Source organism: Inquilinus sp. CAU 1745 (genome assembly GCF_039839375.1).
Lineage (GTDB): Bacteria > Pseudomonadota > Alphaproteobacteria > DSM-16000 > Inquilinaceae > JBDOQU01.
The window spans coordinates 112,132-133,543 of record NZ_JBDOQU010000004.1 but is presented as its reverse complement, the minus strand read 5'-3'; the positions used below and the strand labels follow the sequence as shown (position 1 = coordinate 133,543).

The window sequence follows — 21,412 nt, the reverse complement described above, 5'->3', positions numbered from 1 at the left end:
CCCGTCTTGCCTGCGCGGCCGCCGTGCCTATACTCCGCGCTTTCCTATGAGCCGGCAGGCGCCGGACGATACTGCGGAAGCTGTTCATGTCATCTATTTCCCCAGAGCCTCCCGTCTCCGTCGGCCTCATCATGGGCAGCCAGTCGGACTGGGAAACCATGCGCCACGCGGCCGAGACGCTGGAGACGCTGGGGATCGGCTTCGAGGCCCGCATCGTCTCCGCCCACCGGACGCCAGAGAGGCTCTATGACTACGCCCGCACGGCGCGCGAGCGCGGGCTGAAGATCGTCATCGCCGGGGCCGGCGGGGCCGCGCACCTTCCCGGCATGGCCGCCGCCATGACGCCGTTGCCGGTGCTGGGCGTGCCGGTGGAAAGCCGGGCGCTGAAGGGGCAGGACAGCCTGCTGTCCATCGTCCAGATGCCGGCCGGTGTGCCGGTAGGCACGCTCGCCATCGGCCGCGCCGGCGCGGTGAACGCGGCGCTTCTCGCCGGCTCCATCCTGGCGCTGGGCGATCCGGCCGTGGCCGGAGCGCTGGATTCTTACCGGGCCCGCCAGACCGAAAGCGTGGCGGAGGTCCCGAAGAATGACTGACGCCGCGAACCGCCCGCTACCGGCCGGCCCCCTGCCTCCTGGAAGCGTCATCGGGATGCTGGGCGGCGGGCAGCTTGGCCGCATGACGGCGCTGGCCGCAGCAAAGCTGGGCTACCGCACCCATGTCTTCTGCCCCGATCAGGACAGCCCCTGCGCGCAGGTCACCGACCGGGCGACCCTTTCCTCCTATGGCGACGAGGCGGCGCTGGAAGCCTTCGCCCGGTCGGTCGACGTGATCAGCTTCGAATTCGAGAACATCCCCCACGACACCGTCGCCTTCCTGGCGGAGCGTGCGACGGTACGGCCGGGGGCGAAGGCGCTGGCGGTGTGCCAGGACCGGCTGGCGGAGAAGGATTTCGTCACAGCGCAGGGCATCGGGACCGCGCCCTACAGCGCCGTTCCGACCGAGGCGGCGCTGGAAGCGGCGGTGATGGCGATCGGGCTGCCCGCGATTCTAAAAACCACGCGCGACGGCTATGACGGCAAGGCCCAGACCCGGCTGGACCAGATGAGGGATTCCGGCGGCGCATGGGAGAAGATCGGCGGCAAGCCGGCGGTGCTGGAGGGATTCGTCGATTTCGCGATGGAGGTCTCCGTCATCGCGGCGCGCGGCGCGGACGGCGCGGTCGTATGCTATCCGGCGGTCGAGAACCGGCACCGCGACCATATCCTTTCCCAGACCATCGCCCCGGCCCCGATCACGCCCGCTTTGGCGGCGGAGGCGGAGCGGATCGCCCGGACGCTGGCCGAGGCGCTGGATCTGGTGGGGCTTCTGGCGGTGGAGATGTTCGTCACGCTGGACGGCCGCGTGCTGGTCAACGAACTGGCCCCCCGGCCGCACAATTCAGGCCACTGGACGATGGACGCCTGCGCGACCGACCAGTTCGAGCAGTTCGTCCGCGCGATCTGCGGCCTGCCGCTGGGCGGCACGGAACGGGTTGCCGACGCCGTGATGACCAATTTGATCGGCGACGATGTGCTGGAGGTCCCGGCGATCCTGGCGGAGCCGGGGGCGCGGCTGCATCTCTACGGCAAGGCGGAGGCCCGCCCCGGCCGGAAGATGGGCCATGTCAATCGGCTGATCCCGCGGGCATCCTGACGGCCCGCCGGCCGCCGAGGGCGGAAAGGATTATCCCGACAAGGATCAGGCCCGCCCCCAGCAAATGGTAGGCGAAGATGCGCTCCCCCAGGAAGAGGAGCGCCAGCGTCGTGGCGAAGACCGGCATCAGATGGATGGAAAGCCCGGTCGTTGTCGCGCCGATCAACTGCACGCAGCGGTTCCAGCAGATGAAGGCCAGCACGCTGGCGAACAGCCCGATATAGAACACCACCACGAGCGCCATCGGATCGGTCGGCATCACCGCGCCCGAGCGCCATTCCCACAGCCAGAACGGCGTCAGAACCACGAGACCGAAGATGATGGTCGCGGCGAGGAACACCGGCGGCTCCAGCTCCTTCGGCTTGAAGCGCAGGATCGCGGAATAGAGCGCCCAGTCGAAGACGGCGGCCAGGATCCACAGATCGCCCGGCTGGAAGGCGAGCGTCCGGAAGGTCGCCAGATCGCCGCGCGCGACGATCCAGAGGACGCCGGCGACCGACAGGGCGATGCCGGCAATCTGCGCCTTCGCCACGCGTTCCCGCGCCACCGCCCAGACGAAGAGCGGGATCAGGATCGGGATGGCGGAATTGACGACGGCGGCATTGACCGTGGGCGTGGTCTGGAGCGCGATATAGATGAAGGCGTTGTAGCCCGCGACGCCGAGCGCGCCGAACAGCAGCAGCAGTTTCCAGTCCCGCGCCAGCACGGACCGCTGCCGCCAGAGCGGCCGGGCAACGAAGGGCGCGAGGATGATAAGCGCCAGCACCCAGCGCCAGAAGGCCAGCGAGACCGGCGGAAAGACATCGTTGAGCCCGCGCCCCAGCACAAAGTTCCCCGACCAGAAGAGCGGCGGCAGGAACAGGAGGATGTAGGGCGACGCCCACAGGCGCGCCAGCGGCGCGGAAAGCCATCGTGCGATCATCCCGCCATCTAGCGCGAAGCGTGCAGCCCTGTCTTCGCCGGGATTGTGCCGGGACAATCCGGGCTGCCCAATCGGCCGCCGATATGCTACTAGCCCCACGCGCGCGAGCGCGCCCATTCATCAGTCCGCCGGAGAACCAGCACCCATGGCCGACAAGCCGTCCGTCCGCATCGAAACCGACAGTCTGGGGGAGATGGAAGTCCCCGGCGACCGCTATTGGGGCGCGCAGACCCAGCGGTCGCTGCAGAATTTCAGGATCGGGGGCGAGCGGATGCCCCAGCCGCTGGTGCGCGCGCTGGGCATCCAGAAGAAGGCGGCGGCGCGGGTCAACATGGCGTTGGGCGTGCTGGACCCGCGCCTGGGCAACGCCATGGTCGCGGCGGCGGAGGAGGTGATCGACGGCACGCTGGCCGATCATTTCCCGCTGGTCGTCTGGCAGACCGGATCGGGCACCCAGACCAACATGAACGCCAACGAGGTCATCTCCAACCGCGCGATCGAGATGCTGGAGGGGGAGATCGGGTCGAAGTCGCCGGTCCATCCCAACGACCATGTCAATATGGGCCAGTCGTCCAACGACACGTTCCCGACGGTGATGCACATCGCGGCGGTGGAGCAAATCGAGCACGAGCTGGTGCCGTCGCTGGAGCACCTGCATGCGGCGCTGGACGCCAAGGCAGAGGAGTTCGCGGAGATCGTGAAGATCGGCCGCACCCATCTCCAGGACGCGACGCCGCTGACGCTGGGGCAGGAATTCTCCGGCTACGCCACGCAGGTGAAGTACGGCATCGAGCGCGTGCGGACCGCCTTGCCCCGTCTTCTGCAACTGGCGCAGGGCGGTACGGCCGTCGGCACGGGGCTGAACGCCAAGGTGGGCTTCGCGGAGAAGTTCGCGGCGGAGGTCGCCGACATCACCGGCTTCCCCTTCGTCACGGCGGAGAACAAGTTCGAGGCGCTGGCCGCCCATGACGCCATCGTGGAGGCGTCCGGCGCGACCAACACGATCGCCGCCAGCTTCATGAAGATCGCTAACGACATCCGCATGCTGGGCTCCGGCCCGCGCTGCGGGATCGGGGAGTTGCTGCTGCCGGAGAACGAGCCCGGATCGTCGATCATGCCGGGCAAGGTCAACCCGACCCAGTCGGAGGCTATGACGATGGTGGCCGCCCAGGTGATCGGCAACCACACCGCCGTCACCGTGGCCGGCGCGACCGGCCATTTCGAGCTGAACGTGTTCAAGCCGGTGATGATCTACAATCTGCTGCAATCGATCCGCCTGCTGGCCGATTCCGCCCGCAGCTTCGCCGACAATTGCGTCGTCGGCATCAAGGCCAACCGGCCGCGCATCGACCAGCTTCTGCATGAAAGCCTGATGCTGGTGACCGCGCTGAATCCGCATATCGGCTACGACAACGCCGCCAAGGCGGCCAAGAAGGCCCATGCCGAGGGCACGACCCTGAAGCAGGCGGCCCTGTCGCTGGGCCTGCTGACCGAAGAGCAGTTCGACGAATGGGTCCGGCCGGAGAACATGGTCGGGCCGAGGGCGTAAGTTCACCCTCTCCCCTTGTGGGAGAGGGAGGGGCCCGCGAAGCGGGAGGGTGAGGGGACTTAAAAACCAACTCCCCCTCACCCAACCCTCTCCCACGAGGGGAGAGGGCTAACAGGGGGAGCAATGGGTGGTTGACGCCTCCGTCAAACGATCCGTCACCATTGCGGGGCATCGGACCAGCATATCGCTGGAGCCGGAGTTCTGGGCCGCGCTGAGGGCGATCGCGGAGCGGCGGGGGCAGTCGCTGAACCAGCTTGTCGAGGCGATCGACGCCGACCGGGACCGCAACCTTTCCAGCGCGATTCGCGTCTTCGTGCTGCTGGAGGCGCAACAGCGGCCTAGCGATCTTTCGATCCAACCTCCTGATAACTCATAATATTCCATAATTGCGATTGACGCCGATCCGGCGGAAGGCCAGCGTTTTCGCGGAAACGGGGCCTGCCGCCCCCGGCCAGCAGGGCTTTCGCGCCGGAGCGGCCTTGATCTTGGGTCCCACCAACAAGGGGGACGAAGGATGAGTCAGGCGGATAAGGGTTCTGGCGTCCAGTACCGGAAGGTGGACGCCACCTATTTCGAGGGCCGGAGCCTGCGCAAGCATGCCCGCGTCTGGTCGCTTTGGGCGCTGGGCGTCGGCGCCGTCATCTCCGGCCATTTCTCCGGCTGGAATTTCGGGCTGGGGGCCGGCGGATTCGGCGGCATGTTCGTCGCCACGCTTCTGATCATGACCATGTATCTGGGCCTCTGCTTCAGCCTGGCGGAGATGTCCCCGGCCCTGCCCCATACGGGCGGCGCCTATTCCTTCGCCCGCACCGCGATGGGGCCGTGGGGCGGCTTCGTCACCGGCCTGGCGGAGAACATCGAGTATGTGCTGACGCCCGCCGTCATCGTCTTCTTCATCAGCTCATATCTGGGCGGGATATTCGAGACGGGAACAGCCTTCATGCCGATCTGGTGGATCGCCGGTTATATCGTGTTCGTGGGGCTGAACCTGATCGGCGTGGAGATGTCGTTCCGCTTCTCAGTGATCGTCACGCTGGCGGCGCTGGCGGTGCTGGCGATCTTCTGGGTCAGCGCGATCCCCAGCTTCGACTTCAGCCGCTGGGCGCTCAATATCGGCGTCGGCCCGGACGGGGCGGCCGTGGAACTGCCGGAAGGCGGCGGACCGCTGTTCCCGTTCGGCTGGTCGGGCGCGCTGGCCGCCCTGCCCTTCGCGGTCTGGCTGTTCCTGGCGATCGAGCAGCTTCCGCTGGCGGCGGAGGAAAGCCACGACCCGAAGCGCGACATGCCCAGGGGGCTGCTGCTGGGCATCGCCACGCTGATCTTCTCAGCCTACATGATCCTGTTCCTGAACACCGGCATCGGCCCCGGCGCCTACGGCCTGTCGACCTCCGGCGAACCGCTGCTGGACGGATTCAGGACCATCTACGGGGCGGATATCGCCAAGCTGCTGGCCCTGGCCGCCGTCATCGGGCTGATCGCCAGCTTCCACACCATCATCTTCGCCTATGGGCGGCAGATCTATTCGCTGTCCCGCGCGGGCTATTTCCCGCATGTCCTGTCGGTCACCCATGGCACCCGGAAGACGCCGCATATCGCGCTGATCACCGGCGCGGTCATGGGCTTCACGGTCATGATGATCATCTGGATCGTGCGGGGTTCGGAGGCCGGTTCGGCGCTGATCGGCGGCACGCTGCTGAACATGGCGGTGTTCGGGGCGATGCTGTCCTACATCATGCAGGCGGCGTCCTTCATCCGCCTGCGGACCCGCTACCCACATATCGAGCGGCCCTACCGGTCGCCGCTGGGAATTCCGGGAGCGGTGGTGACGATCGTGATCGCGGCCGTGACCATCTACTACCAGCTCCAGGACCCGGTCTACCGCAACGGCGTCTACGGCGCCGCCATCTGGTACGCGGCGGGGGTCGCCTATTTCGCGATCGCCGGACGGCACAAGCTGGTCCTGTCGCCGGAAGAGGAATTCGCGCTGGAGCAGGAGACCAAGGCCACCGCCGGACGGCCCGCGGTCGGCGCGGCCGACTAGCCGTCAGCCGGTTCCGGAACGGCGCCCTCCGTCCCGGCCGGGGCGGGGGGCGTTTCCGGATCGTTTTCCGGAGCGGCCGGCTCCGTTATGGCCTCCGCCAGCCGGTCGGCCATGTAGCTCTGCAACGCGTCGATCTCCGGCCGGGAACGGGGAGCGTCCAGCGAGCCGACATAGTGGATTGTGAAGGGCGGGGCGTCGGGGTGGGCGTGCAGGCTGTAGCTGACCGCCATATCCATCCGGCCGCGCGCCAGGTCGATCTCGCCTTCGCCCTCTCCCACCCCGGCCTCCGCGACCAGGCGGAAATCGTCCGTCCGCGCCATCCCTTCCTCCACCTCGAAGGTGGCGTTCAGCGCCGCGAAGGGTGTCCGGCCACCCGAGAGCGCCTCCCTGACAAGGGCGAGGAATTCGGTCGGGCCCGCCGGCTCCTCCAGCGCCGCCGACATGGCGGTGAGATCGAAGCCGCGCGCCGTCCCGTCGCGGACCGCGACCAGCCCCTCGCCGGAGAGGGTGGCCGCGATGCGGGCCGGAGTCGTCCCCTGGCCGCTCAGTGCAGCGCCGAAATCGAGCGTTCCGTCCAGCCCCGGCTCCTCCGCCAGCCCGCCGAGGACGGCGGCGAGATCCGCGCCCACGAGGTCGATGGTGGCGTTCATCTCCGGGGGCTGCCCCTCCCGCGCGACGATCGCGCCTTCCAGCCCCAGCGCGCCGCCATGGATCTGGCCGGTGAGGCGGTCGAGCGTCAGCCGGGAATCGTCGAGCGACGCCCGGAGGGTCGGGTCGGCGATGGTCAGCCCGCCGGCGGTGAGCGTGTTCGCGGTCAGCGCCAGCGTGCCGTCGATCGCGGCCAGCCCGTGGAGCGGCAGGGGCGCGTCGGACCAGAACGCGCCGGGCCGCGGCGGCCGGGCCGATCCGGCCGGCAGCAGGGCGGCAAGATCGACGCTGTCGGCCCTGAGATCTGCGGCGATGAACGGCCGTTCCTCCCCCGCCCGCCAATCGACCGTGCCCGCGACCGTCATGGCCCCGATCGTCCCCTGGAGGTTCCGGAAGGCGAGGTCGCGCGGCGTTCCGGCAATCTCCGCATAGATGTCCAGGCCGCCCTCCAGCCCTTGGGGCCGGTAGCCGCCGCCCAGCAGCCCCAGCAACCGGGCGGCGTCCGGATGGGTGGCGCGGACCGCCAGATCGTAGGCCGGCTGCTCCCCCGCCGGTTCCGTCACCGCGCCGCCCAGCGCCAGCGCGCCGCCGGCGATGTCGGCGTCGAGTTGAAGCTCCAGCCGGTCGACGCCGCCCCTGACACGCCCGGTCAAATCGATGTCGCCCAGTTCTCCGGCGGCGACGGGCGGCGCCCAGCCCAGCAGTTCGAACAGGTCGGCGGGCGCTTCGGTGGATAGATTGAGGGAGAGGTCCGCGTTCGACACCGGGTCCAGCGACGGCAGGGTTCCCGTCACCGCAAGCGACGCGCCCGCGGCATCTTCCACCCCCGCATGGCGCAGGGTGAGGCCGCCGCCCTGGAGCGTCCCGTCGAGCCGGAGGCCGGAGAAGGTCCGGCCGCCGACGGTCAGGCGGCCGATCGCGGCGTCGACATTGGCGTCGAAGGTCCCCGCCGCCTCGATCCATCGCGGGAGGATTCCGGATTCCAGGAGCGTCCCAAGAGTCGCGTCCGACGCGCCGGTTCCCAGATAGCCGTCCAGATCCAGCCGGTCGATTTCGACCCGCAATCCCAATCCGGGACGCCCCCGGTCGATGAAGGCGAGCCCGCCGGTGACGGCAGCGCCGTCGATCCGCAAATCGACTCCGGTAACCTGAAACTCCCGCGCGGTGCCGGTCACGGTCGCTTTGCCGTCGAAGCCGCGCAGGCGGTTGCTGGGCACCTGTTCCAGATTCCATCCGGCCCAGGTGAGCAGCCGGCGCAGATCGCTGGAGGTCGCGTCCAGCGTCAGATCGGCAAACGGGAGTCCTTCCTCCGTCCGGACAGTGCCCACCGCCGACGCCTGCGTGCCGCCGGGAAGCTGGCCGGTCAGCCGGCTGATGGCGACGACGCCATCCTCCATCATCCCGATCAATTGCAGGTCGCGGATCAGGTCGCCGCGCCAGGTCAGCGCCTCCACCGACAAATCGACCGTGGCGACGGCGTCGCGCGGGAATCCCGCCCCTTCCGTGCGGAGCCAGGCGAGGAAATCGAATTCCCTGACGGCGTCCGGCAGCCAGCCATCGAGATCCAGCCGGTTGGCGGTCAGCGCCAGATCGACGCGCGGCGACGGCCCCAGGACAATGTTGAGCGCGCCGGCGGCGCGGGCGTCGCCCACCGTCAGCGCCAGATCGTTGAGGTCTATGCCCTCCGGCGCGGCCGTCAGCGCGGCGGAAATGTTGAAGGGCGCACGGGCGGCGGGCGGTGGAGACCAGCCGGAATAGAGCGTGCCGAGCGCGGAGGCGAGATCGCCGCCGCTGGCGGTCACGTCGCCCTGGGCGCGAAACAGGCCGGGGAAAACGGTGCCGGCGAACCGCGCTTCGCCGGCCACGCCGTCCATACCCAGCACCATGTTGACCTGCGCGTTCCCCGCCTGGCCCAGCCGCCCGGCTGTCAAATCGACAGTCACCGACCGGCCGTGCAACCCGGCGCTGCCGATAAGCTGGTAGGGGCCTTCCAGGCTGGCGGCGGAAAGCTGGGCGAAGATGGAATCGACCCGCACCTCACGGTCGGCGACGGCGTCGCGCCAGATGATCGTCCCGTTCTCTATGCTGACACGATCCAGCCTTATGTCGCGCGCGCCGACGGTTTCCAGCCCGTCGCCTTCCCAATTGGCCGTACCGTCGGGCAGGATTTCCAGCAGCAGGGTCGGTTCGACCAGCGCGATCCGTTCGGCCCTTATGGTTCCGGTCAGCAGCGGCAGCGCGGCCAGACGCAGATCCAGCGCCTCCAGCGTCAACATGTGGGGCGCGGACCCGCCCGGCGCGTTCGCCACCGTCACCCTGCCCGCCGACAGGGTTGGCGTCGGCAGGAGCGAGAAATCCACCGGCCCTTCGATCGTCACCGTCCGGCCGGTAAGCGCCGAGACCTGGCGGGCGATCGTCTCCCGATAGCTGGTCCAGTCGATCAGGCTTGGCGCCGCGACCAGCGCGACTGCCAGCAGGGCGAGCAGGGCCGCGAGACCGATGAGGATTTTTTTCACTGGTGAAACCGGTCTTTCCGTTTCGTCGGGCCCGCGGCGACTTGTGATTCGGCTAACGGACGGCAATATGCTTCACGTGGGAAGCTAACGACAGGACGGGATCGGTGCAAACAGGCCGTGCCTCTGTCGGTCTTATGATGTGAACGATGGGACGCGGAACGCCATGGGCGACATCGTCAACCTGAAGAAATTCCGCAAGGAGCGCGCCCGCCTTGAGAAGGAGCGCGAGGCCAAGGCCAACCGCGCCCGCTTCGGCCGCGGCAAGGACGAGAAGCGGCGCGATTCGGACGAGGTCGAGCGGCGGGACCGGATTCTGGAAAGCCATCGTCGCGACGATGATGGCGACGAGCCGGCGTGAGCGGCCCCCTCCTTCTGGAAAACAGGCGCGAGCGGGCGCGGTTCTGGACGGCGCCCGAAGGCGGCGGAACCGACCTGCTGGACGCCGACTTCTTCACCCACTGCTATGGCCGTCACGACCATGATTGCTACGCGATCGGCGTCATCACCCGCGGGAGCGAGCGATTCGCCTATCGCGGCGGCGTCCATGTCGCGGGGAAGGGCGACATCGTCGTCGTCCATCCCGGCGAGATCCATGATGGCGAGGCCGCTATCGATGAGGGATGGAGCTACAAGATGCTCTACCTGCCGCCCGGCGTACTGACGCCGGAGGACGCTTCCCCGACCGCGCCCCTGCCCTTCTTCCCATCGCCGGTCATCCGCGACCCGGAACTCGCCCGCCGCCTCATCGGCCTTCACGACGCGCTGGGCGACGCGCCGGAAGGGCTGGGCCGGCAGAGCCTCATGAAGCTGGCGGCGGACGATCTGGTCCGACGGCATTCCTCCGGCCCCGCGACGCCGGCGCCGCGACGGCGGGAACCGCGCGCGGTGGCGCGTGCGAGGGAGGCGCTGGAGGCGGCGTTCCCCCATCCGGTGCAACTCGACGATCTGGCGGAGGCGGCGGGCGTCGCGCCTCTCTATCTCATCCGCGCGTTCCGGCAGGCGACCGGCCTGCCGCCGCACGCCTGGCAGGGCCAGCGCCGCCTGCGCCACGCCCAGGGCCTGCTGCGCCAGGGGCGGCCGATCGCCGATGTCGCGATCGATTGCGGTTTCGCCGACCAGAGCCATTTCACCCGCGCCTTCAAGCGGCTGACCGGCGTGACGCCGGGGCGCTACAGGTCAGGATCGTACAAGACGGGCGGACCCGATCGGCTGTAACGATTCACCCGTTCATCGATCAGAGCGGGTCCCATGAAGGCCAACGCCCCCATCGTCTTCACCTTCGCCGGCGTGTGCGCCGGCTATCGCCGCACGGTTCCGCTGGCCGCGGGCGTCGCGATCTTCGGCATCGTGTTCGGCCTCGTGGCCGGCCAGAAGGGCCTGTCGCTCCTGGAATCTGCGCTGATGAGCGCGCTGGTCTTCGCCGGAGCGAGCCAGATCATGGCGATGGACCTATGGACCAGCCCCGCGCCGATCGTCGCCGCATCGCTGGCCGCGCTGGTCATCAACATGCGCTACCTGCTGATGACGGCCGCGCTGGCGCCCTGGCTGAAGCCTGTCGGGCCACTGCGCGCCTATGGCAGCATATTCCTGACCGCTGACGAGAACTGGGCGATGTCGATCGCCGAGTTCCGGTCCGGCGGCCGGGACGCCGGCTTCCTTCTGGGCACGGGGCTGGCGCTCTGGACCTTCTGGGTTTCCTCCACGATCCTCGGCCGCACGTCGGGGGAACTGATCCTGGCCTATGTGGGATCGCCCGAACGCTTCGGGCTGGATTTCGTCGCCACGGCCGTCTTCGCAGCGCTGCTGGCCAATATGTGGCGCGACCGTCGGGACCTGCTGCCCTGGGCCGCGGCGGCAATCGTCGGCATTCTGGGCCACGAATTCCTGCCGGGTTTCTGGTATCTGCTGCTGGGCGGCCTGGTCGGCAGCCTTGTCGGAGGCATCCGCGATGTCTATCGCCCCTGACGTCCTCCTGGCCATCCTGGGCATGGCCGCGGCGACCTACGCGATCCGCGCGGGCGGGCTGTTCCTGCTTTCCCGCGCCACGCCGGGGCCGTTCCTGGAGGCATGGCTGAAGCACATCCCCGGCGCGATGTTCGTGGCGCTGGTGGTGCCGACGGTGTTCGCCGGTGGACCCGCGCTCTGGGGCGGGGCGGCGGCCACGATCCTGATCGCTCGCCTTGGCGGGCCGCTTCCCCTAAGTTTGGCGCTCGGCGTGGCCGTCGTCGCCCTGGTGCGGTGGCTCGTCCCCCTTCCCTGACGCCCCTACCCTAACGACCGGGATCCGTGCTTGACCGACGACCGCCTGCCCACCGAACTCGTGATCCGCGCCCATATCAGGCGCTGCATCGTCGAAGGCATCCCCGCCACGGTCGCCCATAAGGGCGACGCCCATGGCGGGGTCATCCTGCTGAAGCTGAACCAGCTTGAACAGGGGTGCCGCATCCTGAGCCAGGTCCGCGACCTGGACGGCAGGCTGGGCTGGATGCCGGCCAACAAGGGCGCGTTCATGCCCGAAGCCGACGCCGACGCCTACATCGCCCGCGCCATCTCCCGCGACCCGGACCTCTGGGTGATCGAGATCGAGGACCGCCAGGGCCGGCATCCGTTCGAGGGCAAGGTGCTGGAGTAGGGCGGCGTGCGGAAGACAGTTGATGCCAAAGCATCGCCGATGCGGCTATCGTTGCGCCATCCCGAACCGTCATCAGGACGTCATGACCCCCGATCCCGACTTCCTCCTCACCTCCGCCGACCAATTCGAGGCGCTCTACGCCGCGCCGAGCGAGCGGGCCATCCTGAAGCAGATCGACCGGCTGGACGAGCATTGCCGTGCCTTCGTGGCGGCGTCGCCCTTCCTGATGCTGGCGACGGCCGGACGCGACGGCGTCGATTGCTCGCCGCGCGGCGACCGGCCGGGATTCGTGGAGGCGGCGGACGACAAGACGCTGCTGATCCCCGACCGGCGCGGGAACAACCGCATCGACAGCCTGCGGAACCTCATCGACAATCCGCAAGTCGGCCTGCTGTTCCTCGTCCCCGGCGTCAACGAGACGCTGCGGATCAACGGCGAAGCCAGGATATCCAGCGATCCCGCGCTCTGCGCCCGGTTCGAGACCTCAGGCGCCCTGCCCAGGACGGTCGTGATCGTCACCGTCTCTGAGGCTTTCATGCAATGCCCCCGCGCGCTGGTGCGGTCGGAGCTGTGGAACCCGGACCGCCATCTGAAGCGTTCCGAACTGCCGAGTTTCGGCACGATCCTGGCCGCCCATACCGGCGGCGCGGTGGAGGCCGCCTCCTACGACGCGGACCATGACGCGACCCTCAAGGAAACGCTGTACTAGCGGCGGGAGAGCGACCATAGCCTTTCCGCACGACAGCATGAGATACCGGACGACCTCCTTCCAGGGAGAGGCCGTGAAGGGCTCGACCAGCCTGGCCCAGCCGCCGCACATCGTCGACATCCTGATCGCGGAGCGGGCGGGCGGCCTGTGCCGCAACCCGCTGGTCTGGCGGGCGGTGCGGCAGGTGCTGTTCCCGCTGCTGCATTACCGCGAGGCGAAGTGCCTGGCCGACGCCATCCAGGCCCTGCCGGGGGCGGAGACGATGGACCATGTGGCGCGGGAGCTGGCGATGGAGGTGGAGGTCACCGGCCTCGACCGCATTCCGGCGGACGGCAGCTATTTCCTGATCTGCAACCATCCGACCGGCATCGCCGACGGTGTCGCGCTATGGCAGGCGCTGAGGGAGAAGAGGCCGGATCTCTGCTTCCTCGCCAACCGGGACGCGCTGCGCGTCTCCCCGCGCCTGAACGAGATCGTACTGCCGGTGGAATGGAACAAGGACATCAGGAGCGCCGCCAGGACACGCGACGCCCTGGTCGCGATCCAGCAGGCGGTCAAGGCCGGGCGGGCGATCACGGTCTTCCCGTCGGGCCGGATCTCCTACCTGACCATGGGCGGCCTCAAGGAGCGGGAATGGCTGCCGACCATCGTCAAGCTGGCGACCAAGTTCAAGCTGCCGGTGATCCCGCTGCACCTCAAGGCCCGCAACTCCGCCTTCTTCTACGCCGCCTCGCGCCTCAGCACGGAGCTTCGGGACATCACCCTCTTCAACGAGATGCTGAACAAGCGCGGCCGGACGCTGCGCCTGACGGTGGGAGAACGGATCGACCCGGACACGCTGCGGGGAGATGTCGCCGCCGTCACAGCGGCCCTGCAGGGCTATGTCGGCTCCGGCGCCGTCATCGGGGAAAGCTGGGATGCCTGGCGGACAAGGGGCGACGGCTAGTCACCAAAGGCATTCAGGATGTCGATCGCGACTGGATGTCCGCTCTCCGCAGCCTCTTCAAGCCAACGCACTGATTCATCCAAATCTTTGGGAAGCAGTTCACCGTTCGCGAAAACCGTGGAGAGAAACAGTTGCGCATCGGCGTAGCCTTCTTCCGCAGCCTCTTTTATCCACTGAATCCCTTCTTCCTCATCTTTCCCGACGCCACGCCCCTCGATAAGGGCTATCCCGACATATCCTTTCGGTTCCAGAAAACCCAGGTTCGCCGCCCTGAGATTCCAATGGAATGCCTCTTCCGGATCGTCGTAGCCAGTGGCGCCGCCGGCGTAGATTTTCGCCATCGTGAATACTGCGAATGGATAATGTTCGCGGGCCGCGACCTTATAAAGCCTGACGGCTTCGGCAACATCACCCGAGGCATGCGTCGACCGGCCAAGGAGATAGGTGAATCTGGGCTGATCGGGATATTCCCGCCTTGCTTGTTCGCAAGCGGAAATAGCTGACGGGGCGTCGATTTCCGAGAATTCAATGCCCGATCCGACGGAGCCCGAATCGGCAGGGTGGGATGCCAGTTCGTCACAAGCTGTGACGGTCTGGGCTCTCGCCTCGACATGAAGCGTCAGTACGCCCAGGAACAGACTTACTGCGACCTTCGGGATCACATTCCAAACTCCGCCACCTTCCCCGCGCGAGGTGCGCCAACAGGTCACTCGCTCCAAGATAGAGGCGCTTGCCTGCTTAACAATTTGTGAAAGCCGGGATGCCGAGGATGGCGGACTCGGTCTTTCGCCGCCGGTGAAGCGGTGACGGCCTATGGATTCTCGATCAAGTCGGGAATGACGAATAAGGGGAAACCCTCATGGTGAGCCTGTCGAACCATGTGTGTCCGCGTACGGCGGATCGGGGTGTGCATCCGGCGGAAGGCGCACCTCCCGTTCGATGCCGATGGCGTTCAGGAAGTCCCGATCGTGCGAGACGACGATCAGCGCGCCGTCATAGAAGGAGAGAGCGGTTTCAACCGCCGCGAGGCTGTCCAAATCCAGATGGTTGGTCGGCTCGTCCAGCAGAAGGAGCGACGGCGGATGCCCGGCGCCGATCGCGCAGGCCAGCGCCGCCCGCAGCTTCTGGCCGCCGCTGAGCGTCCCGACAGTGGCGAGTGCCGCGTCGTTCCGGAAGAGGAAGCGCGCCAGCAGGCCCCGCGCCGCCTCTTCCCGGATATCGGGATGGGCGCGGCGGAAATTCTCCAGCACGCTGGCGGAGGGGTCGAGGCCGCCGCCCTGCTGGTCGAGCCAGGCCGCTTCTCCCGCCCGCCGGACGACGCCGGCCTTGGGGTGAAGATGCCCGGCGATCAGCCTCAGAAGCGTCGTCTTGCCGCTGCCGTTGGGGCCGGTGATGGCGAGGCGTTCGGGCCCGGTGACGGTCAGGCTGAAATTGTCGATCAGGGACGTTGCCACGCCCGGCGGGGTATAGGTCACCCGGTCGAGTTCCAGCACCAGCCTGCCCCCCGGCAGGCCGGTGGGCGGCAGATGGAAGGCGGGGACGCGCCGTCGTTCGATCCGCTCCTGCGCCTCGGCGACCGTCGCCGCCGCCTCCTCCAGCCGCCGGTCCGCGGCGGCGGCGGTGCGCTTCCGCGTCTGTCCGGCCCGCTCCTTCTTCGCGTCCAGCAGGATTTTTGCCTGGCTGCCCGACGCCCGCTCGCGCCGGCCACGCGCGTCGCGCCGCTGGCTCTTCTCCTTGTCCTCCTGCATCGTCCGGCGGGTGCGCCGCAACTGCCCCTCGGCGGCGGCCAGGTCGCGGGCGGCGGCTTCGGCCTCCGCCGTCCGCTGCTCCATATAGGCGTCGTAGCCGCCGCCATAGGTGGCGAGGCCCAGCGTCGTCAGTTCCAGGATGCGGTCCATCCGGCGCAACAGGGCGCGATCATGGCTGATGGCGAGACAGCCGCCTTCCCAGCCTTCCAGGAAGCGGTAGAGCGCGTCGCGGCTTTCGGCGTCCAGATGGTTGGTCGGCTCGTCCAGCACCAGGAAGTCCGGCGCTTCCAGCCGCGCCCGGGCGAGCGCCGCCCGCGTCGCCTCGCCGCCGCTCAAGCCCGGGACCGGCCGGTCGAGGGGTAGATGGTCGAGGCCGACAGCCCGAAGCGCCGTCAGGGCGCGATCCCGGAGGTCCCAATCCTCCCCGATCACGGCGATGTCCGCGACCGTGGCGCGGCCAGCCTCAGCGCGGTCCAGCGCGGCCAGCCGCTCCTCCGCGCCCAACAGGCCCGCCAGGGTCGCCGACGGGTCGTGCGGGATCTCCTGCGCCAGATGGAATATAGCGCCGTTGCGGCGGACGCTGCCGGCGGATGGCGGCTGGAGGCCGGTGAGCAGCCGCGCCAGCGTCGTCTTGCCGACGCCGTTCGGGCCGACAAGACCGGTTCGTTCCCGTCCGAAGGAAAGGGTGACGCCGGAGAAAAGGACCCGGCCGTCAGGCAGGGTGGCGGAAATCCCGTCGGCGACGATCAGGCTGCCGGAAGAGGCGGTCATGGCGGGGGCATCCGATGAAGGGGGAGGAGCAGGCGCGGATATCCATTCCGTTCGGCTTCATCGGATGTGACTCTGATTGGTGATGGGATGGGGACAGTTAGCGCATCCGGAATCGATATACAACCGATATCGGATGCGATTGTAGAGGATGCTCGCTCCGCTCACCCTCCCGCCCGCTTCAGGGAAGGCCGGTATAGTTCTCCGCCAGGCTTTCCTGCGCGGCGCGGGAGCCGGAGAGGTAGTCGAATTCGGCGCGCTGTATGCGGCGGCCGAAATCGCCGGTTTCGGGGAAGACGTGAAGCAGGGAGGTCATCCACCAGGAGAACCTCTCCGCCTTCCAGATCCGGCTGAGCGCCTTGGCGGAATAGGCGTCGATGCCGGCTTCCGACCGGTCATCGTAGAATTCGATCAGGGCGGGCGCCAGCGCACGGACGTCGGCCATGGCGAGATTCAGCCCCTTCGCGCCGGTCGGCGGCACGATATGGGCCGCGTCGCCGGCCAGGAACAGCCGCCCGAACCGCAGCGGCTCCGCGACGAAGCTGCGCAGCGGCGCGATGGATTTCTCAATGGACGGGCCGGTCGCCAGCTTTTCCGCCGTGACGGGGTCGAGGCGCGCGCGCAACTCATCCCAAAAGCGGTCGTCCGACCAGGCGTCTGCTTTCTCCTCCGCCGGCACCTGCACGTAATAGCGGCTGCGCCGCGGGGAGCGCATGGAGCATAGGGCGAAGCCGCGCTCATGGTGGGCGTAGATCAGTTCCTCGGCGACCGGCGGTCGGTCGACCAGCACGCCGAGCCAGCCGAAGGGGTAAATCCGTTCAAACGTGCGGAGGGCCGAGGGCGGGACGCTGGCGCGGGAGACGCCATGAAACCCGTCGCAGCCGGCGATGAAGTCGCACGTGATCTCATGGGCGACGCCGTCCTTGCGGTAGCGCACGATCGGGCGGACCGTGTCGAACCCCGCGATCGACACGTCCGCCGCCTCATAGACCGTCTCCGCGCCCGATTCCGCCCGCGCCGCCATCAGGTCGCGCGTCACCTCCGTCTGCCCATAGACGATGACATGGCGGCCGATCAGCGCGTCGAAATCGATCCTGCGGGTCTCCCCGTCGAAGCCGATCTCTATCCCGTCATGGATCAGCCCCTCGGCGCGCATCCGGTCGCCGACACCGGCACCTTCCAGAAGGTCGGCCGTCCCCTGCTCCAGAACGCCGGCGCGGATGCGGCCCAGCACATAGTCGGGGCTGCGCCGTTCCAGGATCACCGCCTCGACCCCCGCCCGCTCCAGCAGGCGACCCAGCGTGAGGCCCGCCGGCCCGGCCCCGATGATGACGACCTGCACCCGTCTGGCGGTCACGGCCGATCCCCGGCGGGAAAGGATAGCTGGCCGGCGAGAGCGAGCGCGAGGCGCAGGCCGGCCGCCGTCGCTATCGCCATTTGGGGCAGGGTCAGCCATTCCAGCGTCCAGGCCGCGCCCGACCGTTCGTTCTCATGAACCATCGCCTGGTGCAGGGCGCCGCAGAGCCCGGCATTGAAGCGGGCGAGGCCGATCAGCGCCTCCGCATTCACCGGGTTGGATTTGTGCGGCATGGAGGAGGACCCGCCGCCGCCTTCGATCGCGACCGCGCCGACCTCATTCTGCGCCATCAGCGCCACGTCCGCCCCGATCTTGCCGAGCGAGCCGGAAAGGGCGGAGAGAAGCGAGCCGAAGGCCACGATCCCGTCCCGCTGGCTGTGCCAGGGCGGCGCGACGCCCAGCCCCAACCGCTCCGCCAGTCGGCGGGCAACTTCCTCTCCCTTGCCGTCGAACCCGTCACGCGTGCCAATTGGCCCGCCGAGCTGGACGACCAGCAGGCGCGGCGAGAGATCGGCGAGGGCGGCGCGATGGCGCTCCAGCGGTTTCGACCAGGTGACGATCTTGTCGGTCACGGTGAAGGGTATGGCGCGCTGCATCCGCGTATGCGCGACAAGGGGCTGCGCGCCGTGCCGGTCGGTCAGCCTTTGCAGAGCGGCCAGAAGGTCGCCCAGCCTGGCATCGAGAAGAGGGATGAGCCGGGACAGCCGCAGCGTCAGGCTGGTGTCCACCGCGTCCTGGCTGGTCGCACCCAGATGGACCGAGGAATCGTGCGGCGCGCCGACCGCGCGGCGCAACTGCCGGACCAGCTCGGGAACCGCAACGCCGTCCCTGGTCATCCCGCGTTCGAGCGCCGGGAGGTCCGGGGAGAAACCCTCGATTGCGGCGGCAATGGCGGCGGCGGCGTCCGTCCCGATCAGCCCGGCATCGGCTTCCGCCACCGCGAGCGCCGCTTCGAAGGACAGCATCGCGTCGATGTCGGCGGAATCGTCGAACAGCGCCTCCGCCTCCGGGTCGCCGGTAAGGGCGCGCAGCAGGCCGCTTTGCATCACACCCGCTCCAGCGCGATGGAGATGCCCTGCCCGACGCCGACGCACATGGTCGCCAGCGCCAGCCGGCCCTTCCGCCGCGCCAGCTCCAGCGCCGCCGTGCCGGCGATGCGCGCGCCCGACATGCCGAGCGGGTGGCCGAGCGCGATGGCTCCACCGTTCGGGTTCACATGGCCGGCATCGTCCGGCAGGCCGAGATCGCGCAGCACCGCCAGCCCCTGGCTGGCGAAGGCCTCGTTCAGTTCCACGACATCGAAATCCGACGGCTCCAGCCCCAGCCTGTCGCAGAGCTTCCGCGTCGCAGGCGCGGGCCCGACGCCCATCACGCGGGGCGGCACACCTGCCGCAGCCCCGCCGAGAATGCGCGCGACCGGCGTCAGCCCATACCGGCGGGCAGCCACCTCCGACGCCACGACCAGCGCCGCCGCGCCGTCATTGACGCCGGACGCGTTGCCGGCGGTGACGCTGCCGCCGGCCCGGAAGGGCGTCGGCAGGCGGGCCAGTTTCTCCAGCGTCGTGTCGCCGCGCGGATGTTCGTCCCTGTCGACCGTCACCGGATCGCCCCGGCGCTGGGGGATGGAGACGGGAACGATCTCCTGGCCCATGCGTCCAGAGGCGATGGCCGCCGCCGCCCGCTGCTGGGACCGCAGGGCGAAGGCGTCCTGGTCCTCGCGGGAAATGCCGTAATCGCCGGCGACATTCTCCCCCGTCTCCGGCATGGAATCCACGCCGTACTGCTTCTTCAAGAGCGGGTTGACGAAGCGCCAGCCTATCGTGGTGTCATGGATCTCCGCATGACGGGAGAAGGCGGTTTCCGCCTTCGGCATGACGAAGGGGGCGCGGCTCATGGATTCGACGCCGCCGGCGATCATCAGGTCGGCCTCGCCGGCCTTGACGGCGCGGGCGGCGGCGATGACGGCGTCCATGCCGGAGCCGCAAAGCCGGTTGACGGTGGTCCCCGGAACGGAGACGGGCAGGCCGGCCAGCAGCAGGGCCATGCGGGCGACGTTCCGGTTGTCCTCCCCCGCCTGATTGGCGCAGCCCAGAGCCACGTCGTCCACCGCGTCCCAATCGACCGACCCGTTGCGCGCCATCAGCGCCTTCAAAGGGATGGCGGCCAGATCGTCGGTGCGGACGGACGCGAGCGCGCCGCCGAAGCGGCCTATCGGGGTGCGGACATAATCGCAGATGAAGGCTTCGGTCATGCCGCCGCCTCCGCCCTTCCATGAGCCGCCGCCGTCCGCGCCTTCAGCTCGCGCAAGGTGGTCAGTTCCAGCTCCGTCGGCGGCGGCGTTTCCTCCAGCCGGTCGGCGAACCGGGCGGGCCAGCCGCAGCTTTCCCGCACCTGATCGGCGGTGACGCCGGGATGGAGGGAGGTGACGGTGAATTCCTTCGTCTCCGGGTCCGGCTTCCAGAGGCAGAGATCGGTTATCAGGAGCGTCGGCCCCTTGGTCCGAAGGCCGAGCCGTTCGCGCGCCGCGCCGCCGTCGCCATGGCCGAAGGAGGTGAAGAAGTCGATCTTCTCCACCATGCCGCGCCGGCTCTGCTTCATAGTGATGAAAATTTCCCCGCAGGAGGAGGCGATCTCCGGCGCGCCGCCACCGCCCGGCAGCCTCACCTTCGGCCTGTCATAGGGACCGATGACGGTGGTGTTGATGTTGCCAAACCGGTCGAGCTGCGCCGCGCCCAGGAAGCCGACGGTGACCCGCCCGCCCTGGAGCCAGTAGCGGAACATCTCCGGCACCGAGACGGTGGTGGCCGCCGTTTCGCACAGCTCACCGTCGCCGATGGAGAGCGGCAGCACGGAAGGCGCGGTGCCGATGGTGCCGCTTTCGTAGATGAGCGTGATGTCCGGCGCATGGGTTAGGCGCGCGACGTTGCAGGCGGCGGACGGCGCGCCGATGCCGACGAAACAGACATCGTCGTTCTTCAGTGCGCGCGAGGCCGCGATAGTCATCATCTCGTCGGGCGTGAAGTCAGCCATTATGCGGTCCTCAGCTTTTCCACGCGAGCCGCGAAGGTTTCCGGCCCGGCATCGAGCACGTTCTCCTTCATCCAGGCCTGAAAGCGGTCGCGGTCGGCCGCGATCTCGTCCCATGCCAGGTAATCGGCATTGTCCCGCGAGTAGTAGCCATGGGCATAGGAGGGATGCGCGCCGCCCGGAACGACAGCGATGGCGGAAATCGCCCAGTGCGGCAGCACGCAGGCGTTGGGGTGAACGTCGTCGAAATCCTCCGCCATCTCCTCCACCGTCACGACGGCGCGGGCGGCGGCCAGGGCCGCCTCCTTCTGGACGCCGATGATGCCTTCGATCAGCACGTCGCCGCGCCGGCTGGCCTTCTGGGCGTGGATGAAGGTCACGTCCGGTTGTACAGACGGCACGGCCGCCAGTTCCTCCCCCGTGAACGGGCAGATGATCGATTTGATGTTCGGATTGACCGCCGGCAGCCCCGCCCCCTTGTAGCCGCGCAGCACGGCGAGCGGCAGGCCGCTGGCCCCCGCCTCATAGGCGCAGGCCATGGCGGCGTGGGAATGCTCCTCGATCTCGATCGGATGGGGCCAGCCATTCTCCACCGCGTCGCGGAGACGGCGCAGCAGCCCGACGCCCGGATTACCGGCATAAGAGAAGATCAGCTTCCGTGCCATGCCGAGCCCGATCATCTGGTCGTAGATGACATCCGGCGTCATGCGGATGAGCGTCAGGTCTCGGAAGCCCTGGCGGATCGCCTCATGCGCCGCGGCGTGGGGAATGAGGTGGGTGAAGCCCTCGAAGGCGACGGTGTCGCCGTCATGGAGGTTGTTCCCGACCGCTTCGGCCAGGCTGACGAATTTGCTCAT

Annotated in this window: 21 protein-coding genes; 12 read left to right on the top strand and 9 right to left on the bottom strand. The window is 68.5% G+C overall.

What is annotated here, in order from left to right; genetic code table 11:
- Window positions 1-86 precede the first annotated feature (86 nt).
- Both purE and AAFN89_RS06880 read left to right on the top strand, forming a co-directional pair.
- Window positions 87-593, top strand: coding sequence for a 5-(carboxyamino)imidazole ribonucleotide mutase (gene purE, locus AAFN89_RS06885; RefSeq protein WP_347537317.1), 507 nt, complete (start codon window positions 87-89; stop codon window positions 591-593).
- Window positions 586-1,692: a 5-(carboxyamino)imidazole ribonucleotide synthase gene (locus AAFN89_RS06880; protein WP_347537315.1), complete on the top strand. Its 1,107-nt coding sequence runs from the start codon at window positions 586-588 to the stop codon at window positions 1,690-1,692. The genes purE and AAFN89_RS06880 overlap by 8 nt, the downstream gene beginning before the upstream one ends.
- On the opposite strand, the gene AAFN89_RS06875 is transcribed toward AAFN89_RS06880, so the two are convergent.
- A complete protein-coding gene (locus tag AAFN89_RS06875) occupies window positions 1,664-2,614 on the bottom strand; it encodes a DMT family transporter (RefSeq protein WP_347537313.1) in 951 nt (316 codons plus the stop codon). The two genes, AAFN89_RS06880 and AAFN89_RS06875, sit on opposite strands and share 29 nt — an antisense overlap.
- Window positions 2,615-2,759: 145 nt before the next feature.
- On the opposite strand from AAFN89_RS06875, the gene fumC reads away from it, so the two are divergent.
- The 3 genes from fumC (at window position 2,760) to AAFN89_RS06860 (ending at window position 6,204) form a co-directional block, all read left to right on the top strand.
- Window positions 2,760-4,163 carry a class II fumarate hydratase gene (fumC, locus tag AAFN89_RS06870; protein ID WP_347537310.1) on the top strand — a complete coding sequence of 468 codons (1,404 nt, stop codon included), beginning with the start codon at window positions 2,760-2,762 and terminating at the stop codon, window positions 4,161-4,163.
- A gap of 127 nt (window positions 4,164-4,290) precedes the next feature.
- A complete protein-coding gene (locus AAFN89_RS06865; protein ID WP_347537308.1) occupies window positions 4,291-4,539 on the top strand; it encodes a ribbon-helix-helix domain-containing protein in 249 nt (82 codons plus the stop codon).
- 138 nt (window positions 4,540-4,677) lie between these two features.
- Window positions 4,678-6,204 carry an amino acid permease gene (locus tag AAFN89_RS06860; protein WP_347537306.1) on the top strand — a complete coding sequence of 509 codons (1,527 nt, stop codon included), beginning with the start codon at window positions 4,678-4,680 and terminating at the stop codon, window positions 6,202-6,204.
- On the opposite strand, the gene AAFN89_RS06855 is transcribed toward AAFN89_RS06860, so the two are convergent.
- Window positions 6,201-9,368 (bottom strand): AsmA family protein, encoded by a 3,168-nt coding sequence (locus AAFN89_RS06855; protein ID WP_347537303.1) that lies wholly within the window; start codon window positions 9,366-9,368, stop codon window positions 6,201-6,203. The genes AAFN89_RS06860 and AAFN89_RS06855 overlap by 4 nt on opposite strands.
- 163 nt (window positions 9,369-9,531) lie before the next feature.
- On the opposite strand from AAFN89_RS06855, the gene AAFN89_RS06850 reads away from it, so the two are divergent.
- The 7 genes from AAFN89_RS06850 to AAFN89_RS06820 are packed head-to-tail and all read left to right on the top strand — an operon-like array spanning window position 9,532 to window position 13,655.
- Entirely contained in the window at window positions 9,532-9,726 is a 195-nt protein-coding gene (locus AAFN89_RS06850; protein ID WP_347537301.1) for a DUF4169 family protein, read from the top strand.
- Window positions 9,723-10,583, top strand: coding sequence for an AraC family transcriptional regulator (locus AAFN89_RS06845; protein WP_347537299.1), 861 nt, complete (start codon window positions 9,723-9,725; stop codon window positions 10,581-10,583). The genes AAFN89_RS06850 and AAFN89_RS06845 overlap by 4 nt, the downstream gene beginning before the upstream one ends.
- 33 nt (window positions 10,584-10,616) lie before the next feature.
- Window positions 10,617-11,333, top strand: coding sequence for an AzlC family ABC transporter permease (locus AAFN89_RS06840; RefSeq protein ID WP_347537297.1), 717 nt, complete (start codon window positions 10,617-10,619; stop codon window positions 11,331-11,333).
- A complete protein-coding gene (locus AAFN89_RS06835) occupies window positions 11,317-11,628 on the top strand; it encodes an AzlD domain-containing protein (RefSeq protein ID WP_347537295.1) in 312 nt (103 codons plus the stop codon). The genes AAFN89_RS06840 and AAFN89_RS06835 overlap by 17 nt, the downstream gene beginning before the upstream one ends.
- Window positions 11,629-11,658: 30 nt before the next feature.
- Window positions 11,659-12,000, top strand: coding sequence for a DUF1491 family protein (locus tag AAFN89_RS06830; protein WP_347537293.1), 342 nt, complete (start codon window positions 11,659-11,661; stop codon window positions 11,998-12,000).
- A gap of 22 nt (window positions 12,001-12,022) precedes the next feature.
- On the top strand, window positions 12,023-12,709 hold the full coding sequence (locus AAFN89_RS06825) for a pyridoxamine 5'-phosphate oxidase family protein (RefSeq protein ID WP_347537291.1): 687 nt from the start codon (window positions 12,023-12,025) through the stop codon (window positions 12,707-12,709).
- 37 nt (window positions 12,710-12,746) lie between these two features.
- Complete coding sequence (locus tag AAFN89_RS06820) at window positions 12,747-13,655, top strand: 1-acyl-sn-glycerol-3-phosphate acyltransferase (protein WP_347537289.1); 909 nt, start codon at window positions 12,747-12,749, stop codon at window positions 13,653-13,655.
- Here AAFN89_RS06820 and AAFN89_RS06815 read toward each other — a convergent pair.
- From AAFN89_RS06815 to AAFN89_RS06785, 7 genes are all read right to left on the bottom strand, one after another.
- On the bottom strand, window positions 13,652-14,317 hold the full coding sequence (locus AAFN89_RS06815; RefSeq protein WP_347537287.1) for a tetratricopeptide repeat protein: 666 nt from the start codon (window positions 14,315-14,317) through the stop codon (window positions 13,652-13,654). The two genes, AAFN89_RS06820 and AAFN89_RS06815, sit on opposite strands and share 4 nt — an antisense overlap.
- Window positions 14,318-14,512: 195 nt before the next feature.
- On the bottom strand, window positions 14,513-16,174 hold the full coding sequence (locus AAFN89_RS06810) for an ABC-F family ATP-binding cassette domain-containing protein (protein WP_347537285.1): 1,662 nt from the start codon (window positions 16,172-16,174) through the stop codon (window positions 14,513-14,515).
- Between the two features lie 178 nt (window positions 16,175-16,352).
- Window positions 16,353-17,528 (bottom strand): 4-hydroxybenzoate 3-monooxygenase, encoded by a 1,176-nt coding sequence (pobA, locus tag AAFN89_RS06805; RefSeq protein ID WP_347537283.1) that lies wholly within the window; start codon window positions 17,526-17,528, stop codon window positions 16,353-16,355.
- Window positions 17,525-18,574 (bottom strand): 3-carboxy-cis,cis-muconate cycloisomerase, encoded by a 1,050-nt coding sequence (locus AAFN89_RS06800; RefSeq protein ID WP_347537280.1) that lies wholly within the window; start codon window positions 18,572-18,574, stop codon window positions 17,525-17,527. Before AAFN89_RS06800 ends, pobA begins: the two co-directional genes overlap by 4 nt.
- On the bottom strand, window positions 18,574-19,779 hold the full coding sequence (pcaF, locus tag AAFN89_RS06795; protein ID WP_347537277.1) for a 3-oxoadipyl-CoA thiolase: 1,206 nt from the start codon (window positions 19,777-19,779) through the stop codon (window positions 18,574-18,576). Before pcaF ends, AAFN89_RS06800 begins: the two co-directional genes overlap by 1 nt.
- Window positions 19,776-20,558 carry a CoA-transferase subunit beta gene (locus AAFN89_RS06790; protein WP_347537275.1) on the bottom strand — a complete coding sequence of 261 codons (783 nt, stop codon included), beginning with the start codon at window positions 20,556-20,558 and terminating at the stop codon, window positions 19,776-19,778. Before AAFN89_RS06790 ends, pcaF begins: the two co-directional genes overlap by 4 nt.
- Complete coding sequence (locus AAFN89_RS06785) at window positions 20,558-21,412, bottom strand: CoA-transferase (protein WP_347537273.1); 855 nt, start codon at window positions 21,410-21,412, stop codon at window positions 20,558-20,560. The genes AAFN89_RS06790 and AAFN89_RS06785 overlap by 1 nt, the downstream gene beginning before the upstream one ends.